The organism is Marinomonas sp. SBI8L, assembly GCF_001624705.1.
GTDB lineage: Bacteria > Pseudomonadota > Gammaproteobacteria > Pseudomonadales > Marinomonadaceae > Marinomonas.
The window spans coordinates 363,667-387,297 of the sequence record NZ_JSEO01000002.1; the positions used below are offsets into that span (position 1 = coordinate 363,667).

The window sequence follows — 23,631 nt, forward strand, 5'->3', positions numbered from 1 at the left end:
AGAGAGTGGTTAGGATGAGCAGCCGAATTAAAGTCAGCAGTGCCTTCGATGGCGGAAACATTAGTCTGATTGAAGCCAACGAGCCGGACAATATTAGAGTAAATATACCAAAAGATACAAACTCTAATTTCTTGCAGTGGTTTTATTTTCGTTTACAAGGGGTAATGGATGAAAACTGTACCATTAGGTTTGAAAATGCGCATGAAGCTGCATATGCCGATGGCTGGTACGATTATCAAGCCGTTGCTTCATACGATAGAGAATATTGGTTCAGAGTGCCCACAGAGTATAAAGATGGGGAGTTAATCATTCAGCACACGCCTGAGAAGGATAGTGTGTATTACGCTTACTTTGCGCCATATTCGTACGAAAGACATCTAGACATGCTTGCTTGGTCTAGCTCAAATGATGATTGTATCAATCATGATTTAGGCACTACAGCAGAAGGCCGTGATATTAGTTTGTTAGAAATTGGCCGTAATCAAGCAAGCGCTAAGAACATCTGGATAATTGGCCGACAACATCCAGGTGAAACCATGGCTCAATGGTTTATAGAGGGCTTATTAGAGCGTTTGTTTGATGAATCTCACCCTATTTCAAGGGCATTATTAAACCAGTGTCGTTTTTATATAGTGCCTAATATGAACCCTGATGGTGGTGTTCATGGTAACTTGCGAGTGAACTCTAAAGGCGTCAACTTGAATAGGGAGTGGATGCAACCTTCTGAAGAGCTAAGCCCTGAAGTATTAGCGGTACAAACTAAAATGGCTGAAGTAGGTGTTGATTTATTTCTAGATATTCATGGAGATGAAGAGCTTCCTGTTAACTTTATCGACGGATGTAGTCAAATACCTTCTTTCGATCAACGTATGGCAAATATGGAGTCATTATTCAATGGCACCTTGTTAGCCGTAAGCCCTGACTTTCAAACTAAACAAGGTTATGAAAACAATCATTTTGGTGAAGACACATTAAAAGTGGCTGCGAAGTGGGTAGGAGAAACCTATAAATGTTTGTCGCTAACACTTGAAATGCCATTTAAGGATAATGAGTTATTACCAGACCCAGAGGTTGGCTGGTCACCTGAGCGCTCTAAAATTTTAGGGGCCGATGTGCTTTATCCGATTTACCAAGTGGTTAACAGTCCTGAAATGAAATAGATACCTTTTAGGTAATTTGTAAATATAAAAAAGCCCTAACGATTGTTAGGGCTTTTCTTTTGAAACCTACTAGTCATCCTGTTTAAATGATCGAGCTTTTTCAGTCTCTCTTTGTACTGCTGCAAGCACACCTCGTAATATACCTAACTCACTCTTTTCTGGCCTTGAGCGATTAAAGAAGCGCTGCAGTTTCTCTAGTACTTTACCCGGGTGGTTTTTAATCACAAAGTTAATATCATAAAGCGTTTCTTCAAGGTGGGTATGGAAGAGGTCCATGTCACCTTTACGTGGATATTCAGCGACTTCAACTTTACCTTTATCGGCTCTGTTTTGGCTTGCCATCCAAATTTCATAGGCAACGATCTGAACGGCTTGTGAAATATTCAATACAGGATATTCGTCATTGGCATCGATATACACCTGACGGTGACATTGTGCTATCTCTTCATTAAGTAAGCCTGTTTTCTCACGACCAAAAACAATTGCAATTGGTTGATTTGTTGCTTCAATAACAGCCGATTCTGCACATTCTCTTGCGTTCATAATAGGTAGCTGAAACGTTCTATGACGAGCACTAGTACCTATAACTAAACTACAGTCTGAAATCGCTTCTTCAAAAGTAGATACTATGGTGGCGTTTTCTAAAAGGTCGACAGCGCCAGCCGCTCGGCTAGTTGCTTCTTCAGAAGGGTAATCATTTGGATCAACCAGATACAAGTTTGATAAGCCCATATTTTTCATTGCTCTGGCAATAGCGCCAACATTACCTGGGTGGAAAGTATTAATTAAAACGATTCGAATATTACTTAGCATATGGTGTTTTCTATCTTTAAGTGTTTCTAATTAAGGGCGTTATTATAAGGCCAAAGTGAGGGATAACTCTGTGCTGGCAAAATCAACCTGATCCATCACGATGGTACTGGTTTGATTAAATAAGAACTGCTTACAGGCGCCATGATACAAGGATCCAGTATGTAATACCAAGCGATAACGACCTCTTGGAATATAGTTTGCTGCAAAAGACTGTCCAGCCCTTAAATAAAGCGTAAATGGCGCTAAACCATCATAGGATTCAAAGCTCAGCATACTGTGACTATTTAGCTTATTAAGTAGACGTAAACGGCTATGGCCATTAGGCTCAACGTCACTGATAAGCTTGCCATGTACTGGCGCAACACCGGGATTACCAAGGCATGTTGTTTGATTTGCAGCGTCAATCGAGCCAAAGCCCAAGTCAGACTCTTTCACCCATCCAGCCTGATCCTGATAGCGAATAGCTAACCAACCAGGTTTTGAATTATTTGTGACTTGAACATCTTCCAAAGGTGTAATACTGGCCATTTCTTGTGCTTGCATATCAGGCGTTGCAAATAAGCCAGTTAGACCAAAAGTATAGTTTGTACCAATCCTAAACTGAGGGTAAAGCCCAGCTATAAAAGGAATTTGTTTTTTTACATCAAATTGATTATCTTGCTGCTCTTTACTGGCTTGCCAATATAGCGTGCTATAAACCCCCATAGCAAAAACAACTAAATAGGACACAGAAATAAAGACCTTTTTAAAAACAGAAGAGGTATCCTCATTTACCTGTTCCGGTTTAATATCATTTTGCTGAAATGACTGTTCGAAAGTGCGGTAAATATTTGGATCAATGATTGATTCGGTTTGAGTTTGCTGTGTGTCAGATTCATCGGCAAAAGCAGTATTAGAAAATGTATTCAGATTGGCTTTTGCCGCTTGCTCGTAAACTTTTTTAGCGTTTTTCTCATTAATTTTACTGCGAGCACTTCTAAGGGCGGCTTCTTTGGCTCTTTCACTGGACGCTGCTTTGCGTCTCATTTCATCATAAGCACGTTGGCTTTCTTTGATGTAAGCTTTTTGAAGGTCATCATTATCTGAATGAGTCTGGTTAGCTTTATCCGCAGTAAACTCATATTTATGCCAATCTTGAACTATGGCGCCTTGTCTCATGGACGACAAAACACTCTGATAAGCATCTTGTAATCGTTGGAAATGTTCTGTCGTATCTATATTTGGATTCTTATCAGGATGATAAAGACGAGCTAATCGTCGATACGATGCCTTAGCATCTTGCTCTGTCGCATCAGAATCCAGTTCTAATAAGTGATAATCGTCTAATAAACTCATTTTGAAATTAAAATTTTTCCAAAAAGCTGTTCACAGGAGCCTTGCAGTGGCATTCTACGTTTTTCAAAATTGTTGAATTTGCCTTCTGATTGAAAGCAGACGATATTATGCCTGATTTACTATAATGTACAAAGGAAAGCTTAATGACTGATAGGCTGACTCACCTAGATCAATCTGGCCATGCCCATATGGTTGATGTTTCAGATAAAGATATTTCACACCGCAGCGCTACTGCTCAAGCCATCATAGAAATGCTACCAAGTACTCTAACTAAAGTGGTTGAAGGTGGATTACCAAAAGGCGATGTAATCGCAACAGCTCGTATAGCGGGTATACAAGCCTGTAAAAAAACCGCTGATTTGATCCCACTTTGTCACCCTTTGATGCTTACAAAGGTCAGCGTGGAAATAAATGTTATTTCAGACACTCAATTAGAAGTACTGTGCACATGTAAATTAAGTGGAAAAACGGGTGTGGAAATGGAAGCGTTAACAGGTGCCACAGTTACAGCATTAACCTTATATGATATGTGTAAGGCAGTAGATAAAGGAATTATCATTAAAGAAGTCGCTCTATTAGAGAAATCAGGTGGTAAGAGTGGCGATTGGAGCAAATCAAATGCATAAATTGGATGTCGTATTCTTTGCCTCATTAAGAGAATCATTAGGTAAAGAAAAAGTTACTATCGAACTAGACAAAGTAACCAGTATCGAAGAAATAAAGCAGGCTGTTGCGAGCTTGCTAGATAACCCTGATCCTTTATTTGAGGAAGGAATTCAAGCGTCTATTGATTATAATTTTGCTCGTGATAGTAGCAAGGTTGACCCAGAGAGCGTGAAAGAGGTTGCTTTCTTCCCACCGGTAACAGGGGGATAAATGATTAAAGTACAAAAAGCCGATTTTGATGTGGCAAGTTTGTATCAAGCATTATGTGACAATAACCAAACAGGTGCCGTTGCCATGTTTGTCGGCCGTGTTCGTGATTTTGGTGACAAATCTAATCAAACTGATTCAAATAAAGAAGAAACGCTTTTTGAATTAGAGCATTACCCAGGTATGACAGAACACAACTTGCAGCAAATTGTCGATGAGGCTCACAGCCGCTGGGACTTACATGAGGTTCAAGTGGTACATAGAGTAGGTGAACTTAAAGTTCAGGATCAAATTGTATTTGTTGGTGTGAGTAGTTCCCACAGAGCAGAAGCCTTTCAAGCCTGTGATTTTGTAATGGATTACCTCAAAAGTAGAGCCGCTTTCTGGAAGAAAGAGACTCAATCAGGTAAAAGTCAGTGGGTTTGTGCAAAAGAAAGTGATGAAAAGAGCCTAGAAAGGTGGTCTAACTAGGCGAATGATAAAAATCCGACTTAAAAGCCCTTATGATTATTTTGGTCTAAGGGCTTTTTTCTTACCGCTTGCATGCCTTTCTCTGTATTCCGTATCTATATATCTATCCGTCGTTGCCATACTTGCGTGCCCTGCATCTTCTCTTACATGCTCTTTAGGGCGAGTTTTTACATCTTCTGATATGCCTGTATGGCGTAACCAGTGAACAGTAGCAACACGAAGGTCTTCAGCATCGGATTTCATGCCATCTTCAACCATTCTTTGATATGCCGCATCAAAACAGAATTGGACGATATTTCTAATCTGACGAGTGCTAGTCATCGCTCCTTGGCCTCGGTTTTTCGGTATGAGGGCGGTTTGTTCGGCGATTGTCGGTAATAATGGCAATTGTCTGAACTCACGATAACGCTTTAGAGCTGATAACATTTCATCTGATACAGCAACTAACCTTTCTTTATTCCCTTTAGAAAGCACCTTAAGCCACCAGTTTCCATCACTGTCCTTAATGAAGTCTCCCATAACAGGAGCTGACCTTTCATCGGCAACGAGTTCAGAAATACGTAAGTACATGCCTAATAGTGCATTCATGATGAATAGGGTTCTTTCATGCATATTGGCATCTTCTTCAGCCAGTAATTCTGCCGTCTCAATTACATAGTCCCACTGTAAGTTAGAAATACGACGAACTTGTCGTCTGGTAACTTCTTTTTTTACAAACTTACTTTTTTGCCTAATCAAAGCAACTGGATTTTGTTGTACGGCATCTTCTTGGATTAGAAAACCGTAAAAAGAAGAGAGGATAGAGAAAGTAGCTCTAATCGCTGCTTGCGAGAGGTTATGAGACTTAAGTTCTGGTGCTTCGCCGCTTCTAAATTTAATTTTACTTACATGTGCAACAAAAGGGCGCCACTCATTATTCGCCACTCTTCCACCTTGCTTGTTCTTAAATCTCGCCACGTTCTTGACGCCAATCCAGTCATGAGGCGGAGAAATACAGAAATGAATAAACTCTTCTATCTCGTCACGGCGTAAATGGGTTGTAGGACTTTGCTTAACTAACCAAGACCAAAGTAGTAGTCTCTCAACTTCACGTCGATATGAGTTGAAGGTTGCTTGAGAACCGTTATAGCTATAAATAAAACATAGGGCTAATTGCAGGTCACGACGATAGTCGGCTTTATCTAATTGAGGCCAGTTATTAGCAAGTTGATCCTTAATCGCTTCGAACTGGGTAAAAGGATTAGGTAAGTGCTCAAGGTTATCGATTAAAGCGGTAGAAGACATAGATACTTTTTACAAACGAGAAGATAACGCTATATTAGCTTATTAATTTATCCATTAATAACCCATTGAGACATTTCACTTACAGAATAAAAACTAATTGAAACAAACAAATAAAATTAACTGCTTCGCTTCTGTATTTTCCTATCTATACTAGTTTCTATTAATTGAAAACTGGTGCTCGACCGGTTTTAAAAAACAGGTTTGGAAAGGAAATCCACATGCCACTATTAGGATATAGTTACCGTTTTTATATTTCGCTCGCGTTTACCTTATTAATCATACTGGTAGGTGCTACGTTTTCATCAATTTTCTACTATCAAACTAAAGACATTATCACTGATCTAACCAGTAATGCATTTGGCTTTACGGTAGAGGAAACCGCGCTTAAAACGTCTGGGCTATTTGAAAATGCAGAGTCACTTGTGTCTGTTATTGCTAGCCATGAAATTACTAATACAACGAATAAGGCTGAAAGAAAACCTCATTTCAACTTCCTGTTAAGCAGCTTTTCAAAAACCAAGAATATTACATCTGCATATATTGCTTTTAATGATGGTGATTTTTATCTAGTGAGACGCTTACCCAGTAAAAATAAGCGGTCGTCATTTTTTAATGCGCCTGATGAAACCCGTTATGTCATACAAGTCTCGGAGAAAAACCTTGATACAAATTCAGGCGAGTATCGTTATTACGATGAATCTTTATCTTTAATCTCAGTACAATCAGACATTACTTATGGTCAATTTGATCCCAGAACGCGTCATTGGTATCAGATGGCTATGGCTAGACATCAGGCAATCACAGCGGATCCCTATGTTTTTTTCACAACAAAGGAGATTGGCACCACCATTGCTCAAAGGTCTCCCTCTTCTAGAGCGGTTATCGCTGCCGATATTAGCCTGACAAAATTGACACAATTTCTGACAGATTTTAAAACAACAGAAAACACCAAGGTGGCATTATTAACCCGAGGAGCAGGAATGATTGCTTCCGTTGATAATACAATTAATGGTCATCTCACCAAATTAACGCCAAACACACCAATTCGCCTGCCATTATTGGATGATAAGGTTCTTAAAGATGTATTGATGAACCGTGAAAAGCATCAACAAAAAAACAGTCTTGTAGAAATAGATAGTCAAGGTCAAAACTGGCTGTCTATGGTAAGAAATATAGAGCTGCCCAATAATATTCAGTACACGCTTGTGATTGCGATACCAACATCTGAGTTGCTAAGTGAAGCTACAATTATGTTGATCAAAAGCGCTATTTGGCTAACAACCTTACTCGTTATTTTCTTGCTCTTAACAAATAAACTAGCTTCGAAAATGACTAAATCCATTTACTATTTAGTGAAGCAGACTAACCAAATTCGAGATTTTAACTTCAAGCGTAAATTTGATTTTAAATCTAACGTGAAAGAAGTGAATATGCTCGGTAGTGCCATGAACCAAATGAATGCCACTATTACAGAGTTTATTGAGATGAATAAACTTTTAGCCGAGGAAGATGATTTTAGTAAGCTGCAAAGTGTCTTATTGGATAAAACGATTAATATCTGTGAAGCCAAAGCGGGTGTTCTATATCTAATCGATGAAGATGAAAGTAATTTGCTTTTGCCCCAAGTCACCATGATTAACAATAAACAATTCAAACAACATACTTTGATTCCATTGAGAATTAATGAACTCCCTGAACAGATACAAGAAGGTGTAATCGACCAAAGCCTAGTTAAGTTGGATTTCAAAGATAAAGACTATGTCGCTTTTACACACAACTCAGGCTTAGAAAGTGTTATTTCACACCTTGAAGATAAAATACAAAATTTGGTTTTGGTGCCACTCTTCAATCGACAAAATAGTTTGATAGGTTGCCTGACTTTATTGATGGAAACAGAGCTAAATACCCATCATAAAGCTTTTATTCAGGCTATCTCTAGTAATGCGGCATTATCTATTGAAACGAGGCAGCTTATTCAATCGCAAGATGAACTTTTCGAATCATTTATTATGCTACTTGCCAGTGCGATAGATGGTAAAAGTAGTTACACAGCTGAGCATTGCAAACGCGTACCTGAAATCATGAAGCTGTTAGCACAAGCAGCCCATACAACAGATACAGGCCCGTATGCTGAATTTGAATTAACCAAGAGTAGCAAACAAGCGATTCATGTTGCGGCTTGGTTGCATGATTGTGGCAAGATAACCACGCCAGAATATGTCATAGACAAAGCGACTAAGCTTGAAACAATTTACGATAGATTGCATGAAGTTAGAATGCGCTTTGAATTAATTAAAAAAGAAACTGAATTAGCATTTTGTAAGCGTGAGCTTAATGGTGAGGACCCAATTGCCTTAGCAACTGGACTTAAAAAAGAGCTGAAAATTTTAGATGAAGAGTTCTTGCTTGTTGCAGCTTGTAATCAAGGTGACATTGTCATGGATGACTGGACGACTAATCAGTTAAACAAAATCGCCAAACGTAAATGGACAAGAACTTTGAATGATAGAGTGGGCTTATCTCATCTCGAATTAGCGAGAAAACTCAGATCTGGCACAACACCAAACCTGCCTGTTCAAGAATTATTATTGGCAGATAAGGAGGAACACAAGATCTTAAGGGATGAAGGGGACACTAGTGATAACTATCACAAGCTTGGCTTTAATATGAAACAACCTGAGTTGTTATATAACCGTGGTGAGCTCTATTCACTTATGGTCAAACGTGGCACTTTAAATGAAGAAGAAAGATATAAAATCAATGAGCACATAATTCAATCAAGTTTGATGATGGACAAGTTAAACTTTCCAAAACATTTGAAAAATGTACCAGAAATTGCCTGTGGTCATCATGAAAAGATGGATGGATCCGGTTACCCGAAAGGGCTTACAGCAGATGAAATGTCGCCATTAGCAAAAATGATGGCAATTGCAGATATTTTTGAAGCGCTAACATCAGACGATAGGCCATATAAAAAACCAAACACCTTGTCTCAATCTCTTGAGATCATGTCGAGAATGAGAGATCAAAAGCATATAGATGCTGAACTATTTGACCTATTTGTTGAAAACGGTGTTTATAAGGAATATGCAGTAAAATATTTGGATGAAAAACAAATTGATAGCATTCAACCGGAAAAATTTCTTAGTGAAAAAGGTAAAATTCACTATTTTAATATCGCCAGCCGCTATACAAGTTAGTTAATTTAGAAATGGAAGAGCCCGATAGGGCTCTTTTTACCAACGATACATAGCGGTCAATTGATAAACAGTGTCTTTGGTGTATGCGTTTTGGTTTAAATCTATTCGGTTGGCTTGAAAAGAGTTTAAACCCGTTACTTCAAACCTAAGGTTTAGCTCTGGCTTAATCTGGTTAGCTAAGGATAAAGTGATAGCTTCACCATGGCCATTATTGTTATCCCCAGCAAGCTGATCTTTATCTATCGTTTCATAGTTATCATAACGAATACTAAGCTTATAGTTTTCAATATCGTGACTAACTAAGCCAAACCATGCTCGGTAGTCAACATTGATTGCATTATCACCCATGATGGTGTTTCCTAGTAACCACTGGGCTAAGAATTGAGTGTCTTTAGCAATAGGATAAAAAAGAGAGAGGGTGTCAAAACGCGTATCCCAAGCATATTGCTGATGCTTAACCACAAGCGGATCGCCATTATTATCATAATGGTAAAGTCTTATTTCTGCACCGCTTCTATGCTTAATATGACCACCAAAATAATGACCAATACGATCGTCCAACTCATAATATGGGTTTACCCAATTAGGTTGTCTAACCAAAGCGCCTGATTGGAGGCTAGGGTAGTTAGAAAAATATACTCTGTCGCCAACATTTGTTTGTGCTGAGTGTAGAGAAAAACCTCGCCAGCTGATAATACTACCAATAGCATCGTTACCTACAAAAAGCCCACCAACACCTTTAAGGGAATACTTAGATCGAAATGCTCTTCCAGGTCGCGTAATAGACCATTCTAACCCAGACACCTTTAACTCTTCAGCAAACCAAGAGTTAATAGCGGAGAAGTTATTACTATAAGTGCTAGTCCAAGCCGTATCATTGTTTTCTAATGACATTGATGGATAAAAGCTGCCGAATCGAAAATTATGACGATATTTTGAGCTGGTTATTGGGCGATAATTTGCCCAGAACTCTGTAACACCAAGTGCGGATTCTGTATTTTCTGACACTTGACCATGAACTTTATAACTAAAGTTGGAGTCAGTAGCTATATCAAGACTAAAAACACTGTCAGCAATAGATATTCCAGATAAAGAATCTAGTTGGCCTGAATCTCTGTCATACCAAGCATTTGCCTGAGTGTCAGAAGCACCTAGGGTAAGGCCACCTTTAATTTCAAGATTCGTATATGGGGTCAATTGCGCTGCGTAAACTTGATCTATACTCATAAAGGTTAATGAGTATGCTAGACACTTTTTAACGCTAGTTAGCTTGGTACTTTTACTATGATTGTTCAAATTAACTTCTTTATTTAAGTATGTTTTTTATCATTATAAGCAGTGCATTAAAATACACACAAACTATCTGTATACTAGTGATATTACTGACAAAACTTTCTATTAATTTACAGCGTTATAATAACGCCTTTAACGCCAAAGGAATATTAGATTCATGTTCAATCTAGCACAGAAGGGACAAAAATTATTGTTAACTGGCCTTTTGGTTACGACTTCGCTAAATGTCTATTCATCTGATTTAAGTTTGGTAATGACAACGAAACAAGGCAGCTTACTAAGAGATGCTGTTGTTGAGCTCAAACCAATCGAAGAAAACCTAGCTTACAACACATTAGCAGCGAGTCATGGCAAAGGTTTAGATCTAGTTTCTATCAGTCAAAAAGACAAAACTTTTATTCCATTTGTAAGTGTGGTCCCGACTGGAACGCCGATAGATTTTCCTAACATGGATAAAACCCGTCACCATGTTTACTCCTTTTCACCAGCTAAAACCTTTCAATTACAGCTATACATAGGCAAACCTGAAACACCAATAGTATTTGATAAAGCAGGCGTTGTTGCGCTGGGATGTAATATCCATGACTTTATGGAGTCCTATGTATATGTCGCTGATGGTCCATTTGCTGAAAATAGTAATTTAGAAGGTGTGATCAGATTTAAAGGTGTACCTGACGGTAAATATGAAATGTCTTTTTGGCATCCTTGGCAGGACAGTGAAGAAGCAAGTCAGATAATTACGGTCGCTGGTAAAGATCTCACTATCCAGCAAAGTATGGATGTTTATGAAGAAGAATATCCAACAAATGAAGGCATAAACGACAATTATTAAGGGATAATATGTTTAAAAGTTTCCGCTCACAATTAATTGCCTTGCTTGTATTTTTCCTAGCAATGATACAGTTAATTTCAGGAACAGCCATTCTTGATACCATCAAGCGTGACAGTATTAATCAAGCGATTAAGCGTATTGATGTCGCTAAAAATGTCTTTCAATTAACTTTAGATAATAGAAACAAACACCTTGGTGTTGGTGTGAGTTTATTAGCATCAGACTTTGGCTTTAAAACAGCCGTGGCAACGCGAGATGAAGCCACAATAAGATCTTCACTTGAAAATAACGCACAAAGAGTAAGTGCAGATTTTGGTATATTGCTCTCAAGTGATGGACAAACCATCAATTCTACGTTCGATATGGCTTATAACAGTGACTTTACACAACTTATAAAGCGTAACCGTAGAAGCCGAACTATCAATGGCATCATAGAAGTTGACCATAAGCCTTATCAATTAGTACTTGTTCCAGTTAGAGCCCCAAATATCGTTGCTTGGGTTGGCATGGCATTTCAAATGGGTAATGAATTAGCCAACGAAATTAAGGGCATCACAGGTCTAGAAGTAAGTTTTGCAACATTAAAAGGTATTCATAATGTTGAAAAGCATGACAGCCACACAAGTACGTTAAATGTTACCGCTATTGATTCAATTCTAAATAAGTTCAAAGGGGATGATGTTGACGATAACACTACGTTATTTTCAGATGATGAGAACTTTTTAACCTCAAGGGTGAAGCTAGACCTTGATAATCACTGGGCTTTCTTGCATTTACCTTATAGTTCTTGGATTCAAAATATCAATGAAGTTACCAACCGTCTAATCATTATTTTCTCAGTAATTTTATGTCTATCTATTCTCTTAAGTTGGTTTAGTGCACGTCGCTTACTAAAACCAATTCAAGTGCTCGTTTCTAAAGCTAAAAAAATAGGTCGTGGTGAGCATGTAGAAATTGAACATCAAGCAGGTGAATTTGGCGTTCTTTCAAAAACCTTATCAGGTATGCAGGTTCGGATTGCAAAAAGGGAAGAAGAGCTCTCTTTTCAAGCCTCTCACGATAGTCTAACTGGCCTGAAGAACCGAAATGCAGTGGAGATTTTTCTCACAGAGAATTTAAATACCAGTTTGGGTGGCGTACTGCTTATTAATATTCGCCATTTTAAAGACATTAATAGCATGATGGGCTTTGAAACGGGCGATACATTACTTTGCCAATTTGGACAAAGAATAGATGGTCTAATTACTAATAGTGATGTTGTTGCAAGACTAGCGGGAGATGAGTTTTTAGTTGTATTCAACAGTCAGCTTGATGAAATGACCCTGACTAAAATGCAGCAGGCACTGCAAGAAGAGTTTGATATATCGGGCTCTAAAATATGCTTACAGCTTTGTATGGGCGCTTTATTCTTTGCTGATCAGGATGACCTGAGCGTTAATGGCGTCATGCGACGAGTTGATATTGCAGCTGATGAAGCCAAGCAAAGCGAAAACGGCATAGCGATTTATGAGCAAGGGCAAGACGAAAGCCATAGACGTACCTTATCACTTATTCGTGATCTACCTAATTCATTAGAAACTAACCAGCTTTTTATTGTTTACCAGCCAAAAGTTAATATACAAAAGAGAAAGTGTTATGCCGCAGAGGCGCTAATACGCTGGATTCATCCTACCTTAGGCTTTATTTCCCCTGCAGAGTTTATCCCTCTATTAGAGAGATCTGGCAACATCCAGCTGGTAACTAAGTGGGTAATTGAGCAAGTATGCATGCAGCAATCTCATTGGCAAACGCAAGATATGCAAGTTCAAGTTGCGATCAATTTATCAGCGTTGGACTTACTTGATTTGAGTCTACCTGGTTTTATAAAAGGCATGATGGAAAAGTATCATGTTAACCCTCAGCAACTTGCTTTTGAGGTGACTGAAAGCTCTGTGATGAAGGATACCAAGACCGTCATCCATGTACTAAACGCACTGAAAAGAATGGGCTTCAAACTGTCTATTGATGACTTTGGAACAGGACAATCCTCTTTAGCTTACTTAAGAGATTTACCGGTTGATGAAGTAAAAATTGACAGGTCATTCGTACATGATGTGGGTACGAATGAATCTAATGCCTTAATAGTTAATACAACCATTCAACTTTCACATAGCTTTGGATTCTCAGTGACAGCCGAAGGTATGGAGAATGTAGAAGGTTTATCTATCTTAGAGGATTATGGCTGTGAAACCATTCAGGGTTATTACTTTTCTAAGCCATTAAAACCAGATGAGTTCCTAAACTGGCAATCCAGTTTCAGTTACTCATCCGATGAATGGTGGCATGAAAATACAATGGAAAAATAGGGCGTTTGTGTTCAATTTATACCAAGCTAGTAGTAAACAGCCCCTTCAGAAATATCTTTAGTCACAACCGCATTGGCGCCGATAATGGCGCCTTTGCCAATTTTAACACCCGGTAATATCTTCACTCCACCTCCAACCCATACATCATCACCGATTTCTATCGGTTTGGCTGAACAAGCGCCTGTGCGTCTAAGCTCAGCTTCTTTAGGATGGTCGACAGTATATAGGTGGGTTCCTGGGCCTATTAAAACGTTATTTCCGATAATAATAGGTGCGGCATCTAGAAATACGCATTGAAAATTGACATAGACATTTTTCCCCAGACTGATGTTTACGCCATAGTCACACTGAAACCCAGGCTCCAAAATGACAGAGTCAAAGGAAGCAAATAGTCGGGTTATATGCTTCATATTGCCTTTACTAGGATGCGCGTTGAATTTGGCGCAAGCTAAACGAGCTGATTCTCGTAACTGCCTTAATTCAAGGTCCAAAGTGTTGAAAGCATGGCCAAGACGCATTTTTTCTAGTTCAGTCATAAAGCAGCTCATCGAGATAAAATAAAATCGAAAGGATTATATATTAACGCGTATAAGATAAAATCGGTGATAACAATCTAGATACTATAAATTCAAACTTAGAGACTTAGAGACTTACTTAATTTAAAGCAATAAGATAAATAAAATAATTTATATTCACTAATTATTTTTAAATTTACTTTATATCATTACAGATCAATGAATTAAAAATTCATAATCCTGAGAACACAGAACACAGAACACAGAACACAGAACACAGAACACAGAACACAGAACACAGAACACAGAACACAGAACACAGAACACAGAACACAGAACACAGAACACAGAACACAGGAGAAGTTAAGAAATAAGCCTATAAAGGAGTGTATTTATGAATACTCACTATTTCCGATAATAACATTTATCGGAAATAAATATGATATTCATATGCCCTTAATCCTACTAATAAGTTCTTAGCTGACTTTCACTTAAACCCTGTAATTGTATGGCTTTGAGTAATTAATAAAGCGCTTTCTATCTAACTCTTTGTGATCTGATTTCATTTCTTGTTTGATGCTGGGAATATTTTATTGCGGGAAATAACTATGGGCTCTGAGTTTGTTACTAGATACAAACGCTCACTAAATAAATTTGATAGTGTTTGCTGGTATAAGGCTTTTTACAACTATTGTATCAGTGAGGCTGCTCCAGAATTTTACTAATTAACTAAAGCGCTTTTGGATAAGACACAAATTAATGACAAGGGATTCTACTTATAGATAAATCAGTAATACCGAGGTCTCACTCATGAATTCTAGATAACATGCTAAAAAACTATCTCTAGTTCATTCTAAGAATGCACGCTTAACGATACAGCTAACGCCATTACCTCATTTGAAGCTCAAATTATCACTGCTTACACTTGAGTTATATAAGCGACTAGATAGTTAAAATTACATAGAAGTTATATTGGGCATGTTAGCCCCCATGATATGTTAGAAAAGTTGATTGAGGATTTCTACATGATCACCCTGCCCATTATTTTTATTGTTAATAAGCTAGCGTGAATTGAAGTGTTTAAAGTATGTTTTCTCTAATCTTGTCTTATTTATCTGCAAAGATGTCACACATTTAAAGTTACTGTAATGTGGAATAACGGTACATACTTTCTTTAGCAACGTCACCTCTACGCAACTTAATTTTCTCCCATAATGCATCAGCTAAATCTGGATACCTATCGACAAACCTATTGCTGAGCACTAAAAAATAATCCTTTGTTTTAAGTGGCACGGTTGAACGCTTTATTCCTGAAAATTCTGCACTATCAAGTAATGGGGTCACTTTTACATCTTGTAAGGCAGCACCTACGACTTGAGGACGCTTAGTAAGCATTAATAACGCCTTATACGCAGAATCAGGCTGTTGAACTTTTTGTCCTATCTTTTCAAGGTCGCCAATGATGGAATCGCCATGCTCAGCAACAATAAAGCCCTTTGCCCCAGTTAAATTCGTGCCATCCCAGTCTAATTTGGCTTCTGTTAGTGAATAGAGCCAATAACTAAGGGTTGCGAGCCTTTTTGAACTATCAAGCTTGCCTTCTTGTGTCAGAGGATAGCGAGCTATTTTGGCTCTCTCGGCTTTATAGGAAAACATGAAAGCACCATCAATCTGGCCATGTTTAAGTAGATGCATTACTCGCACATTAGGGTATCGTTTATACACAATCTTGATGTTAAGTTCTTGAGCGGCAGCATTAATAATATCCAAAGCAATACCGGGTGGCTCCATTATGTCTACCCCCGTACCCATTTGGTATGGCGGAGATGGATTAATTTGATATGACAAGGTTAGTTCAATGGGCTCTGATGACTGGCTGATTGCAGGAAACATCAAAAAAACAAAGAGCCAAAAATTAATCTTCTGCGTATTCATTGCGACAACTTTCTACTTTTAGAGTTATATGTATAGAGTAACCCCTTACATTTTAGCCTTACTAGATTACAGCAAAAATACTCCCTGTACTGAACAATTGTAATATATAGGCATTCTAAAAGTGTATTCTGATAAGATTGAGTGGAATAAATGAAACTAAATATTTCAGTATGATCACCCTGCTCATTATCTGCTTGATAATGAGCTAAGATGAATTCGAATTTTGATCGAGGAAGTTGATGTATGAATTGACTTAAATGTCAGTCTACTTAAATGAAATTGACGCTAAAATACGGCGATCACCTTCAAATGGCTGTCTAGCATGTAATACTGTGTGGTTATTAACCCAAAGTACATCACCATTTTGCCACTTAAAGTTTACACATTTATCATCCATCTGCTCAACTAAAGCATCGATGGTAGCTTCATCCATAAGCTCACCTTTGCCTGTTTCTACTGCTGTTTTACCTGTGTTACGGCTATCATTCCAACCTGTATATACAGCAACAACAGAATTGAAAAAGACTTTTTGCTGAGTTTCTTCATCAAATCGAATTGCAGATAAGGTATTAGTTTGAGTACGAAGGTCGCCATTATCTAGCCACTCCCAACTCATGCCAGCTTCTTTCATTTTTTCTTCTGCATCATCTTTGGTAGTGACTTGGAATGTATCTTTCCAAGAGCGACCAATAGCGGAGGTATTGTCTGTAACTTCAGGCATCACTCTGACATAACGAACACCATCCTTTTCAATTTTAGATGCGAAATCCGCATTCAACTCGAATAAGGATTTACAAATTTCACCTGAGTGAAGAATCGATGTTGCTCCACCTTTAGGTGATGCTGTTTCACAATAAAAGAAAATATAACCAGGTGGTGTCGGTACCTGCGCCATTTCATGGTGGAAAGGAATTTTTTCAGTTGCAGGTGATTCATTCGCTGTGACAATACGTGATGCTGTAACTTGTTCACGTGGCGCTGCGCCGCCAACATAAGGCATATTTTTATAGTCAGTTTGATCTAACATCTTTTCAAATTCAGCGGCACTATCAAGTGGAAAGCCACGTAGCAACACTGCACCATGCTTGATCAGGTATTCATGTAATTCTGCTTTATTTTCACTAATCCAGTTTAAAAATTCAGCTTTAGTCGCATTCTTTTGCGTCTCACTAGGTGTAACCATTAAAGGAAAATCTAAACCATTTACTTGTTTTTGTTCTGCTAGTTTACCTATGACTACACTCATTTTATCTCCTAAATCTAAATTATTATTGTTAGCTTAGTTATCTGAAACTATGCGAATCAATCATGTATCAATACTTAAAACTCTAATCTTTATATTTATAAAAGTAAATCAATAGTGAATGAATTGTCGTTAAATTTATACAATATACATTCAAACTATTGATTTAATTTAGAATTTTTTTAGAGGTTATTTTATGAAGGAATAGCCATTTTCTGTGATATTTACAGCTTGGCCTGTCATTGCTGAGTGTTGAGCCGCTAGACCAACAACAACGGCTTTAAGCCCATCTTCGATACTAACTTCAACACTTTTTTCTTGAGTAATAGCCTCATAAAAGCCTAAATGTTGATAAAAAGTAGAGCCGTTATGGTCGCCTGCTGCAAGTAAAGTGTCATCCACTGGAATATCAGACTCAGTTGGTCCTTTTGGATCCCTTGGACTTAAAACGACTTTAGGGATTGGTGCTTCACCGAGCGTTTCAACAGGCCAGAAACGACCTGGGCCTGGCACAAAGCATTCAATTTTAGCCTTTTCGCCAACTGCGCAAATTTCTTCCTGATATCGTGACCCTTCAGCAAACATATTCAGATCTAAACTAGCACGTTTTCCATTTTCAAAATCAACGACAACAAATGCATTATCAATGATATCTGGTTGCTCACCATCATAACTTTCGTCTAGATGATTTACATCTTGTCCTGTTGAGGCATAAACACGCTTAACTTCGGACTCTGCCAACAAACGCATCAAATCGAAAAAATGACAGCATTTCTCAACCAAGGTACCCCCGGTTTTATGATTAAATCGATTCCAATCTTGTACCTTTTCAAGAAAAGGGAACCTATGCTCTCTGATACTCAGCATTTTCATATCGCCAATTTCATTAAGTTGCTTTCTTAACTGAGCAACAGGGGGCATATAGCGATATTCCATAGCAACCCAAACAGGTGAAGGGTGCTTATGAGCAGCCTCTTGTATTGCTTTTACTTGATCTAATTGAGTGATGACTGGTTTTTCAATCAAGATTGGAAGTTTAGTGTGTTCAAAAAGATAAAGAAGTTGTTCTGCATGCTGAAAATTAGGTGTCGCAACAACTATGGCACCTAATTCTGGTTCACCTTGAAGCATAAGTTCTAGTGAATCGTAAAAAGCAACATCAGGCACTATTTGCGTACATTTAATTCGCATATCAAGGTCTGGCTCTACAATTGCAACCACTTTAGCACCTTCAATAAGGGCTATATTGTTAAGATGCTCTTGACCCATCATGCCGCAACCAAGCATGCCATAACGTACGCTATTGCTCATTTTCTTTACCTCATTTTTTTGTTGTATTAACGCCAACGAGCAAAGTATCGACACTTACTTGGGTCAAACCAGGTTAAAGAGTATTCCTCAATTTTATCCTCGTTTGACCAGCCTCTTCTTTGCACCCTTGGCAGTATTTGGTCTTTATCTAATTGAAGCCCTGCTGCAACCCAATCAGGAATAGGTGCGCAATCAATTTCATCTTCAACTCGGCTTATCCAGAAAGAAAAGTTTTCTCGATAATGTAAATATAAAGATTCGTGTAAATCTTCTAACGTTAATTTCTCTGCGTGTTTATGGCTAAACCAGATTTGTTCGGCTGCCACTAAATCAGTATTTAAATATCGCAGACGCTTAATGCACCAGGTACTTGCATCAATTTGTTCTAACCTTAACTGTTGGTTTACATCCGTGTTTTGATCTTTTTCAACGCTTAAAGTATCGGCACTAGGTGCACCGCCACCGGCTAAAAGCTCTAAATGAAAAAACTGATAAATTGCCCTTCCACCTGGGGCTCTTTTAACATAAGTCCCCGAACCTTGGCGTCTTTCTAATAAACCATCAGTTTCTAATTTAGCGAGTGCTTTTCTTAGCGTGCCTACAGCAACGCCAAGCTTGACAGCTAATTCAGCTTCAACTGGAAGCCTCTCACCAGCCTGCCAATGACCTGCTGCAATTTCACGGTGTAATAACTCTCCGATTTGAATGTATAGCGGCAATTTCTTTTTTGTTTTTTTATCTTTCACACACTCACTCCATATACTTATTTATCAGCCTATTTTACAGACTCAAACGACATTAGAAAGTACGCACTTAATGCAATCGCAACAATTGATAAATCGTAATAAGTAAGCTGTATATATTAGAAAGTGTTTAAAAAGCTAAAATTAAACAAAATTCATTCACTATTGATTTACATCATTAGAATACACTGATAGTGTAAATATACAAGTTGTGTCGATTTAGATTTTTGAACTGAATTGACGCTCATTTTCTAGAGCAAAAATAATCACTTCATTTATAAAGCGGTTATAGGGTGAGTTAAAAAATGAAAAAAATAAAAATGGGTCAATCCGATATTGAATTAAGCCGTTTAGTGTATGGCGCATGGCGACTAGATGATGCTGAAGATACATCAAGCGCACATGTTAGAGAGAAAATTGACCTGTGTTTATCTCAAGGTATTACTAGTTTTGATCATGCTGACATCTATGGCGACTACCGTTGTGAAGCTATTTTCGGCAATGCTATAAAAAACGATAACTCTCTTCGTAAAGATATACAGCTTATTTCTAAGTGTGATATTGCTCTTTTATCGGATAAATTTCCTGACCGCCGAGTTAAGTTTTACGACACCAGCGCACAATATATAACTACAAGTGTAGAACAGAGTCTTAGTAACCTATCAACAGATTATTTGGATCTTTTATTGATCCATCGCCCTGATCCATTTATGGATGCAGCTGAAACAGCATCCGCTTTAGATGCATTAGTTGATAGCGGTAAAGTACGTGGTGTTGGTGTTTCTAACTTTGGTCCATGGGATTGGAAGCTGATTCAAAAGCATATGAAGCATCCACTTTTAACCAACCAAGTTGAAATGAGTTTGCTTAACCGTGAAAGCTTTGTAGATGGCACTCTTGCTGCGATGCAAACAGATGAGATCACACCAATGGCATGGTCACCACTTGCTGGCGGACAGTTATTTAAAGATTCTGCTGCAACCCAGCGCTTAGCGCCTATCTTTAAACGTATCTGTGATGCTCAAAACACCAGCATTGATCATGTTGCCTTAGCATGGCTGTTAGCTCATCCAGCTAATATTTTACCTGTTGTTGGCACTAACAATCCTGAGCGTATTAAGCATTTATCAGATGCTTTAAACCTAGATATCGATCGTGAAACTTGGTTCGAGTTATGGACTGCCGCTGAAGGCCAAGAAGTGCCATAAAACTAAGGATTCACATTCTTTAATGGGAGGCAAAATGATCGTACTAATGTCTTTGGTAAAATATCTCAGCAGTTTCAACCTTATGCTACATAAGGTTGGACGAAATATCGCATGGGTACTGGTTGCCCTAATGATAAGCGTAATACTGCTACAAGTATTCTTTCGCTATGTTCTTAACAACGCACTTCCTTGGCCAGAAGAAGCCGCTAGAGCCCTCATGATTTGGATGATGGCTGTCGTCGCTGGTGAGGCTTATAGAAAAGGAAGTTTTGTTGCTATAGATATGCTGATTCTTGCCCTCCCAGATAAGATTGCAAGCTTTTTAAAGCTTGCTCTCTATCTATTGGCAGGATTGGTTCTTTTCAAACTTTTCACCTTAGGAATAGATTTTTTTGAGCGAGGATTCAGATCCAGAGCGGCTTCTATTCATATTTCTCGTGCCTGGATTTATTTAGCTATGCCAGTGTGCTTTTTTACCATGCTGTTATCCAACATTGAATTAGTGTTACGCGAAATTGGCTGCCTATTAGGTAAGGCAGATGAATACGCTTTGAATTTTAAAGAAAAGTAATTAATACCCTTACTTTCTAAAAATAATAAAAACGAGAGAAAATTAATGTTAGCTCTATTTTTACCCCTGTTTTTAGTCTTCTTGTTAATCGGCATGCCTGTCTTCTTTGCCATGTTAACGGCGCCTGGCATCATGCTATACGCAACTGGCATGGAAAGAGATGTATCCTTACTTTTTCGTAACATCTACAACGGTATTGATTCATTTCCTTTAATGGCAATCCCTTTCTTTATGCTAGCTGGCGAGATAATGAATCGTGGCGGCATCACGCTTAACCTTGTTCAATTCTCGCAATCTTTTATAGGTCATGTTCGTGGTGGCCTTGCACATGTAAATATTCTTTCAAGTATGCTTTTTGCAGGTCTTTCAGGATCGGCAGTAGCAGACACTTCCGCCATTGGTTCCATGATGATTCCGGCAATGGAGAAGAATGGCTACAAACGTAAGTTTGCAGCGGCAATTACGGCGGCCTCTTCTGTAATAGGCCCAATCATACCGCCATCAGGCATCATGATTATCTATGCATATACTATGGAAGTATCAGTCGCTGCCTTATTTGCGGCTGGTATTGTGCCTGGTATTTTAGTTGGTGTGTCATTAATGCTTATGGTCGCTTTGATGGCTAAAAAGTATGACTTCCCCATAGCCGGTCCTAAATCCACATGGAAAGAAAGAGGCAAAGCCACTAAAGGAGCAATACTGCCATTATTTGCTCCTGTCATTATCCTTGGTGGCATCATTGGCGGTATTTTTACGCCAACGGAAGCGTCTGCAGTTGCCACCTTCTACGCTCTAATTATCAGTGTTTGGGTGATGAAAACCGTTAAGCTTTCTGACCTACCTGATATCTTTATCAAAGGTGCTCAAGCTTCAGCGGTTGTACTACTTCTCGTCGGTTCTGCTATCGCCTTTAAAACCGTCGTTAGCCTTTCTCACAGTGCTGAGATTCTAGCTGAATGGGTATTAGCGATCAGCGATAACCCACTTATGCTGCTTTTCTTGATAAACATACTCTTGTTCGTTGTCGGTATGTTTTTAGATGCAGGCCCTGCCATCATTATTCTTGGTCCTATTTTAGGTCCTATTTTTATTAATCTTGGTATAGATCCTGTTCATTTCGCCATCATCATGTCAGTCAACTTAACGGTTGGTCTTGCTACACCACCCATGGGGCTTGTTTTATTTGTGGCCTCTAGTGTCTCTGGTGAGCGAATCGAATCAATTTCAAAGGCAATTCTACCCTTCTTAGCGGTTGAGATTGTCGTGATATTTCTTATTACCTTTTTCCCATCTTTATCTATGACGGTTCCCAGATTATTGGGGCTGGTGTCAGGATAAGTAATTAGCTAAATCATTAAATAATAAAAAAACGAGGACGAATTCATGTTTCTAAAAACAAAAATAAGCAGAATGATAGGTACTGCAGTACTTGCTACCAGTGTGCTATTAGGCGCTCAAGCTCAAGCTGCTGATTTTAACCTTCGTGCTGTCGCAAACTCGAATGAAAATGATGAAGATTATGATGGTCTAGTTGTTTTCAAAGACTTTGTAGAATCACATTCAAATGGCCGTATTAATGTAGATCTATATATAGGTACACAGCTTTGCGGTAATGGTGTTGAGTGTCTTGAAGCGCTTGAATACGGTTCTGTTGATGTTTACATTTCAACCTCTGGCGGAGCATCTGCCATGTACCCTTACGTTCAGGTGCTAGACCTACCTTATCTATTAAGAGACGACAGAATTGCTGAAACAGTTTTTGAAGGTGACTTTACCCGTGAGTTGCGTAAGCAGATCCTTAAAGATTCAGGTGATACTGTCCGTCTGATGACAATCGGTAATACTGGTGGCTGGCGTAACTTTGCGAATACCAAGCGTACGGTCAAATCACCAGATGATTTGGAAGGCTTGAAAATTCGTACCGTGGTATCAGATTTACCTCAAGAGTTAGTAAGATCATTAGGTGCTAGTCCTACTCCAATTCCATGGCCAGAACTTTTCACTTCATTCCAAACAGGTGTTGTTGAAGGCTCTAAGAATGGCATCACAGACATCATGGGTATGAAGTTCACAGAAGCAGGTCTTAAGCACGTCACTCTCGACGGACACGCTTATATGTCTGCGCTTTGGTATATGAGTAATGAATCTTTCATGGATATGCCTGAAGATCTACGTAAAGTTGTTGTTGACGGTTTCAGTGCGCTTCAGCAAGCAACGTTTGCTTCACCAAAACGTAAATCAATCCAAGCTTATCAGGACTTTGCTAAAGCCGGTGGCGAGCTTTATGTTCCAACACCAGCTGAAAAAGCTGAGTTCAAGAAATCAGCTGAGCCTGTTTATGACTGGTTCAAGGGTAATATAAAAGATGGCGAGAAGTGGTTTAACCTCCTTGCTAAATCTGCAGCTGATGCAGAAAAACAAGTCGATAACGCTTATGCAAATGACTTGAACTAATAGTATTGCTCTTACTCCATTTAAGAGGCCTACGGGCCTCTTTTT

The 23,631-nt window shown here is 38.6% G+C and carries 20 protein-coding genes; 11 read left to right on the forward strand and 9 right to left on the reverse strand.

Annotation, left to right across the window (positions count from 1 at the left end; genetic code table 11):
* Positions 1–14: 14 nt before the first annotated feature.
* Positions 15–1,160 carry a M14 family metallopeptidase gene (locus tag OA91_RS03705; protein ID WP_082827769.1) on the forward strand — a complete coding sequence of 382 codons (1,146 nt, stop codon included), beginning with the start codon at positions 15–17 and terminating at the stop codon, positions 1,158–1,160.
* A 69-nt stretch (positions 1,161–1,229) separates the two neighbouring features.
* On the opposite strand, the gene trmJ is transcribed toward OA91_RS03705, so the two are convergent.
* Positions 1,230–1,973 carry a tRNA (cytosine(32)/uridine(32)-2'-O)-methyltransferase TrmJ gene (trmJ, locus tag OA91_RS03710; RefSeq protein WP_063337206.1) on the reverse strand — a complete coding sequence of 248 codons (744 nt, stop codon included), beginning with the start codon at positions 1,971–1,973 and terminating at the stop codon, positions 1,230–1,232.
* A 42-nt stretch (positions 1,974–2,015) separates the two neighbouring features.
* On the reverse strand, positions 2,016–3,308 hold the full coding sequence (locus OA91_RS03715; protein WP_063337207.1) for a J domain-containing protein: 1,293 nt from the start codon (positions 3,306–3,308) through the stop codon (positions 2,016–2,018).
* 143 nt (positions 3,309–3,451) lie between these two features.
* Here OA91_RS03715 and moaC point away from each other — a divergent pair, with 143 nt between their 5' ends.
* Genes moaC through OA91_RS03730 form a run of 3 tightly spaced genes read left to right on the forward strand, consistent with a single transcriptional unit; the run spans position 3,452 to position 4,652 of the window.
* Positions 3,452–3,934 (forward strand): cyclic pyranopterin monophosphate synthase MoaC, encoded by a 483-nt coding sequence (moaC, locus tag OA91_RS03720; RefSeq protein ID WP_046017409.1) that lies wholly within the window; start codon positions 3,452–3,454, stop codon positions 3,932–3,934.
* Positions 3,927–4,184 carry a MoaD/ThiS family protein gene (locus OA91_RS03725; protein WP_046017410.1) on the forward strand — a complete coding sequence of 86 codons (258 nt, stop codon included), beginning with the start codon at positions 3,927–3,929 and terminating at the stop codon, positions 4,182–4,184. The genes moaC and OA91_RS03725 overlap by 8 nt, the downstream gene beginning before the upstream one ends.
* Positions 4,185–4,652 (forward strand): molybdenum cofactor biosynthesis protein MoaE, encoded by a 468-nt coding sequence (locus OA91_RS03730; protein ID WP_063337208.1) that lies wholly within the window; start codon positions 4,185–4,187, stop codon positions 4,650–4,652.
* A gap of 36 nt (positions 4,653–4,688) precedes the next feature.
* On the opposite strand, the gene OA91_RS03735 is transcribed toward OA91_RS03730, so the two are convergent.
* Positions 4,689–5,936, reverse strand: a complete 1,248-nt coding sequence (locus OA91_RS03735; protein ID WP_046017412.1) for a tyrosine-type recombinase/integrase — start codon at positions 5,934–5,936, stop codon at positions 4,689–4,691.
* 218 nt (positions 5,937–6,154) lie between these two features.
* Here OA91_RS03735 and OA91_RS03740 point away from each other — a divergent pair, with 218 nt between their 5' ends.
* Complete coding sequence (locus tag OA91_RS03740; protein ID WP_063337209.1) at positions 6,155–9,136, forward strand: HD domain-containing phosphohydrolase; 2,982 nt, start codon at positions 6,155–6,157, stop codon at positions 9,134–9,136.
* Positions 9,137–9,172: 36 nt separating this feature from the next.
* Here OA91_RS03740 and OA91_RS03745 read toward each other — a convergent pair whose 3' ends face one another.
* Positions 9,173–10,432 (reverse strand): hypothetical protein, encoded by a 1,260-nt coding sequence (locus tag OA91_RS03745; RefSeq protein ID WP_063337210.1) that lies wholly within the window; start codon positions 10,430–10,432, stop codon positions 9,173–9,175.
* 154 nt (positions 10,433–10,586) lie between these two features.
* Between OA91_RS03745 and OA91_RS03750 the strand changes: the two genes are divergently transcribed.
* Together OA91_RS03750 and OA91_RS03755 are read left to right on the forward strand one after the other, a co-directional pair.
* Positions 10,587–11,261 (forward strand): methylamine utilization protein, encoded by a 675-nt coding sequence (locus OA91_RS03750; RefSeq protein ID WP_063337211.1) that lies wholly within the window; start codon positions 10,587–10,589, stop codon positions 11,259–11,261.
* Positions 11,262–11,269: 8 nt separating this feature from the next.
* On the forward strand, positions 11,270–13,606 hold the full coding sequence (locus OA91_RS03755) for a bifunctional diguanylate cyclase/phosphodiesterase (RefSeq protein WP_063337212.1): 2,337 nt from the start codon (positions 11,270–11,272) through the stop codon (positions 13,604–13,606).
* Between the two features lie 26 nt (positions 13,607–13,632).
* Here OA91_RS03755 and OA91_RS03760 read toward each other — a convergent pair whose 3' ends face one another.
* The 5 genes from OA91_RS03760 to OA91_RS03780 all read right to left on the reverse strand — a co-directional run bounded on the left by OA91_RS03760 (position 13,633) and on the right by OA91_RS03780 (position 19,356).
* Complete coding sequence (locus OA91_RS03760) at positions 13,633–14,142, reverse strand: sugar O-acetyltransferase (protein WP_063337213.1); 510 nt, start codon at positions 14,140–14,142, stop codon at positions 13,633–13,635.
* Positions 14,143–15,261: 1,119 nt separating this feature from the next.
* On the reverse strand, positions 15,262–16,056 hold the full coding sequence (locus OA91_RS03765; protein ID WP_063337214.1) for a hypothetical protein: 795 nt from the start codon (positions 16,054–16,056) through the stop codon (positions 15,262–15,264).
* Positions 16,057–16,321: 265 nt separating this feature from the next.
* Positions 16,322–17,302: a TauD/TfdA family dioxygenase gene (locus tag OA91_RS03770; RefSeq protein WP_046017904.1), complete on the reverse strand. Its 981-nt coding sequence runs from the start codon at positions 17,300–17,302 to the stop codon at positions 16,322–16,324.
* Positions 17,303–17,488: 186 nt separating this feature from the next.
* A complete protein-coding gene (locus OA91_RS03775; protein ID WP_063337215.1) occupies positions 17,489–18,610 on the reverse strand; it encodes a Gfo/Idh/MocA family protein in 1,122 nt (373 codons plus the stop codon).
* Between the two features lie 26 nt (positions 18,611–18,636).
* Complete coding sequence (locus OA91_RS03780) at positions 18,637–19,356, reverse strand: GntR family transcriptional regulator (protein WP_046017906.1); 720 nt, start codon at positions 19,354–19,356, stop codon at positions 18,637–18,639.
* A 302-nt stretch (positions 19,357–19,658) separates the two neighbouring features.
* Here OA91_RS03780 and OA91_RS03785 point away from each other — a divergent pair, with 302 nt between their 5' ends.
* From OA91_RS03785 to OA91_RS03800, 4 genes are read left to right on the forward strand one after another with little or no spacing between them, the layout of a single operon-like run.
* A complete protein-coding gene (locus OA91_RS03785; protein WP_046017907.1) occupies positions 19,659–20,561 on the forward strand; it encodes an aldo/keto reductase in 903 nt (300 codons plus the stop codon).
* Positions 20,562–20,595: 34 nt separating this feature from the next.
* Positions 20,596–21,132, forward strand: a complete 537-nt coding sequence (locus OA91_RS03790) for a TRAP transporter small permease (protein ID WP_046017908.1) — start codon at positions 20,596–20,598, stop codon at positions 21,130–21,132.
* Between the two features lie 45 nt (positions 21,133–21,177).
* Positions 21,178–22,470 carry a TRAP transporter large permease gene (locus OA91_RS03795; RefSeq protein ID WP_046017909.1) on the forward strand — a complete coding sequence of 431 codons (1,293 nt, stop codon included), beginning with the start codon at positions 21,178–21,180 and terminating at the stop codon, positions 22,468–22,470.
* A gap of 45 nt (positions 22,471–22,515) precedes the next feature.
* Positions 22,516–23,586 carry a TRAP transporter substrate-binding protein gene (locus OA91_RS03800; RefSeq protein ID WP_063337216.1) on the forward strand — a complete coding sequence of 357 codons (1,071 nt, stop codon included), beginning with the start codon at positions 22,516–22,518 and terminating at the stop codon, positions 23,584–23,586.
* Positions 23,587–23,631: the final 45 nt, after the last annotated feature.

Bases quoted from the DNA above. Each gene is read 5' to 3' on its own strand.
- OA91_RS03705 (WP_082827769.1), top strand. From the start codon at position 15: ATGAGCAGCCGAATTAAAGTCAGCAGTGCCTTCGATGGCGGAAACATT.
- trmJ (WP_063337206.1), bottom strand. From the start codon at position 1,973: ATGCTAAGTAATATTCGAATCGTTTTAATTAATACTTTCCACCCAGGT.
- OA91_RS03715 (WP_063337207.1), bottom strand. From the start codon at position 3,308: ATGAGTTTATTAGACGATTATCACTTATTAGAACTGGATTCTGATGCG.
- moaC (WP_046017409.1), top strand. From the start codon at position 3,452: ATGACTGATAGGCTGACTCACCTAGATCAATCTGGCCATGCCCATATG.
- OA91_RS03725 (WP_046017410.1), top strand. From the start codon at position 3,927: ATGCATAAATTGGATGTCGTATTCTTTGCCTCATTAAGAGAATCATTA.
- OA91_RS03730 (WP_063337208.1), top strand. From the start codon at position 4,185: ATGATTAAAGTACAAAAAGCCGATTTTGATGTGGCAAGTTTGTATCAA.
- OA91_RS03735 (WP_046017412.1), bottom strand. From the start codon at position 5,936: ATGTCTTCTACCGCTTTAATCGATAACCTTGAGCACTTACCTAATCCT.
- OA91_RS03740 (WP_063337209.1), top strand. From the start codon at position 6,155: ATGCCACTATTAGGATATAGTTACCGTTTTTATATTTCGCTCGCGTTT.
- OA91_RS03750 (WP_063337211.1), top strand. From the start codon at position 10,587: ATGTTCAATCTAGCACAGAAGGGACAAAAATTATTGTTAACTGGCCTT.
- OA91_RS03755 (WP_063337212.1), top strand. From the start codon at position 11,270: ATGTTTAAAAGTTTCCGCTCACAATTAATTGCCTTGCTTGTATTTTTC.
- OA91_RS03760 (WP_063337213.1), bottom strand. From the start codon at position 14,142: ATGACTGAACTAGAAAAAATGCGTCTTGGCCATGCTTTCAACACTTTG.
- OA91_RS03765 (WP_063337214.1), bottom strand. From the start codon at position 16,056: ATGAATACGCAGAAGATTAATTTTTGGCTCTTTGTTTTTTTGATGTTT.
- OA91_RS03770 (WP_046017904.1), bottom strand. From the start codon at position 17,302: ATGAGTGTAGTCATAGGTAAACTAGCAGAACAAAAACAAGTAAATGGT.
- OA91_RS03775 (WP_063337215.1), bottom strand. From the start codon at position 18,610: ATGAGCAATAGCGTACGTTATGGCATGCTTGGTTGCGGCATGATGGGT.
- OA91_RS03785 (WP_046017907.1), top strand. From the start codon at position 19,659: ATGAAAAAAATAAAAATGGGTCAATCCGATATTGAATTAAGCCGTTTA.
- OA91_RS03790 (WP_046017908.1), top strand. From the start codon at position 20,596: ATGATCGTACTAATGTCTTTGGTAAAATATCTCAGCAGTTTCAACCTT.
- OA91_RS03795 (WP_046017909.1), top strand. From the start codon at position 21,178: ATGTTAGCTCTATTTTTACCCCTGTTTTTAGTCTTCTTGTTAATCGGC.
- OA91_RS03800 (WP_063337216.1), top strand. From the start codon at position 22,516: ATGTTTCTAAAAACAAAAATAAGCAGAATGATAGGTACTGCAGTACTT.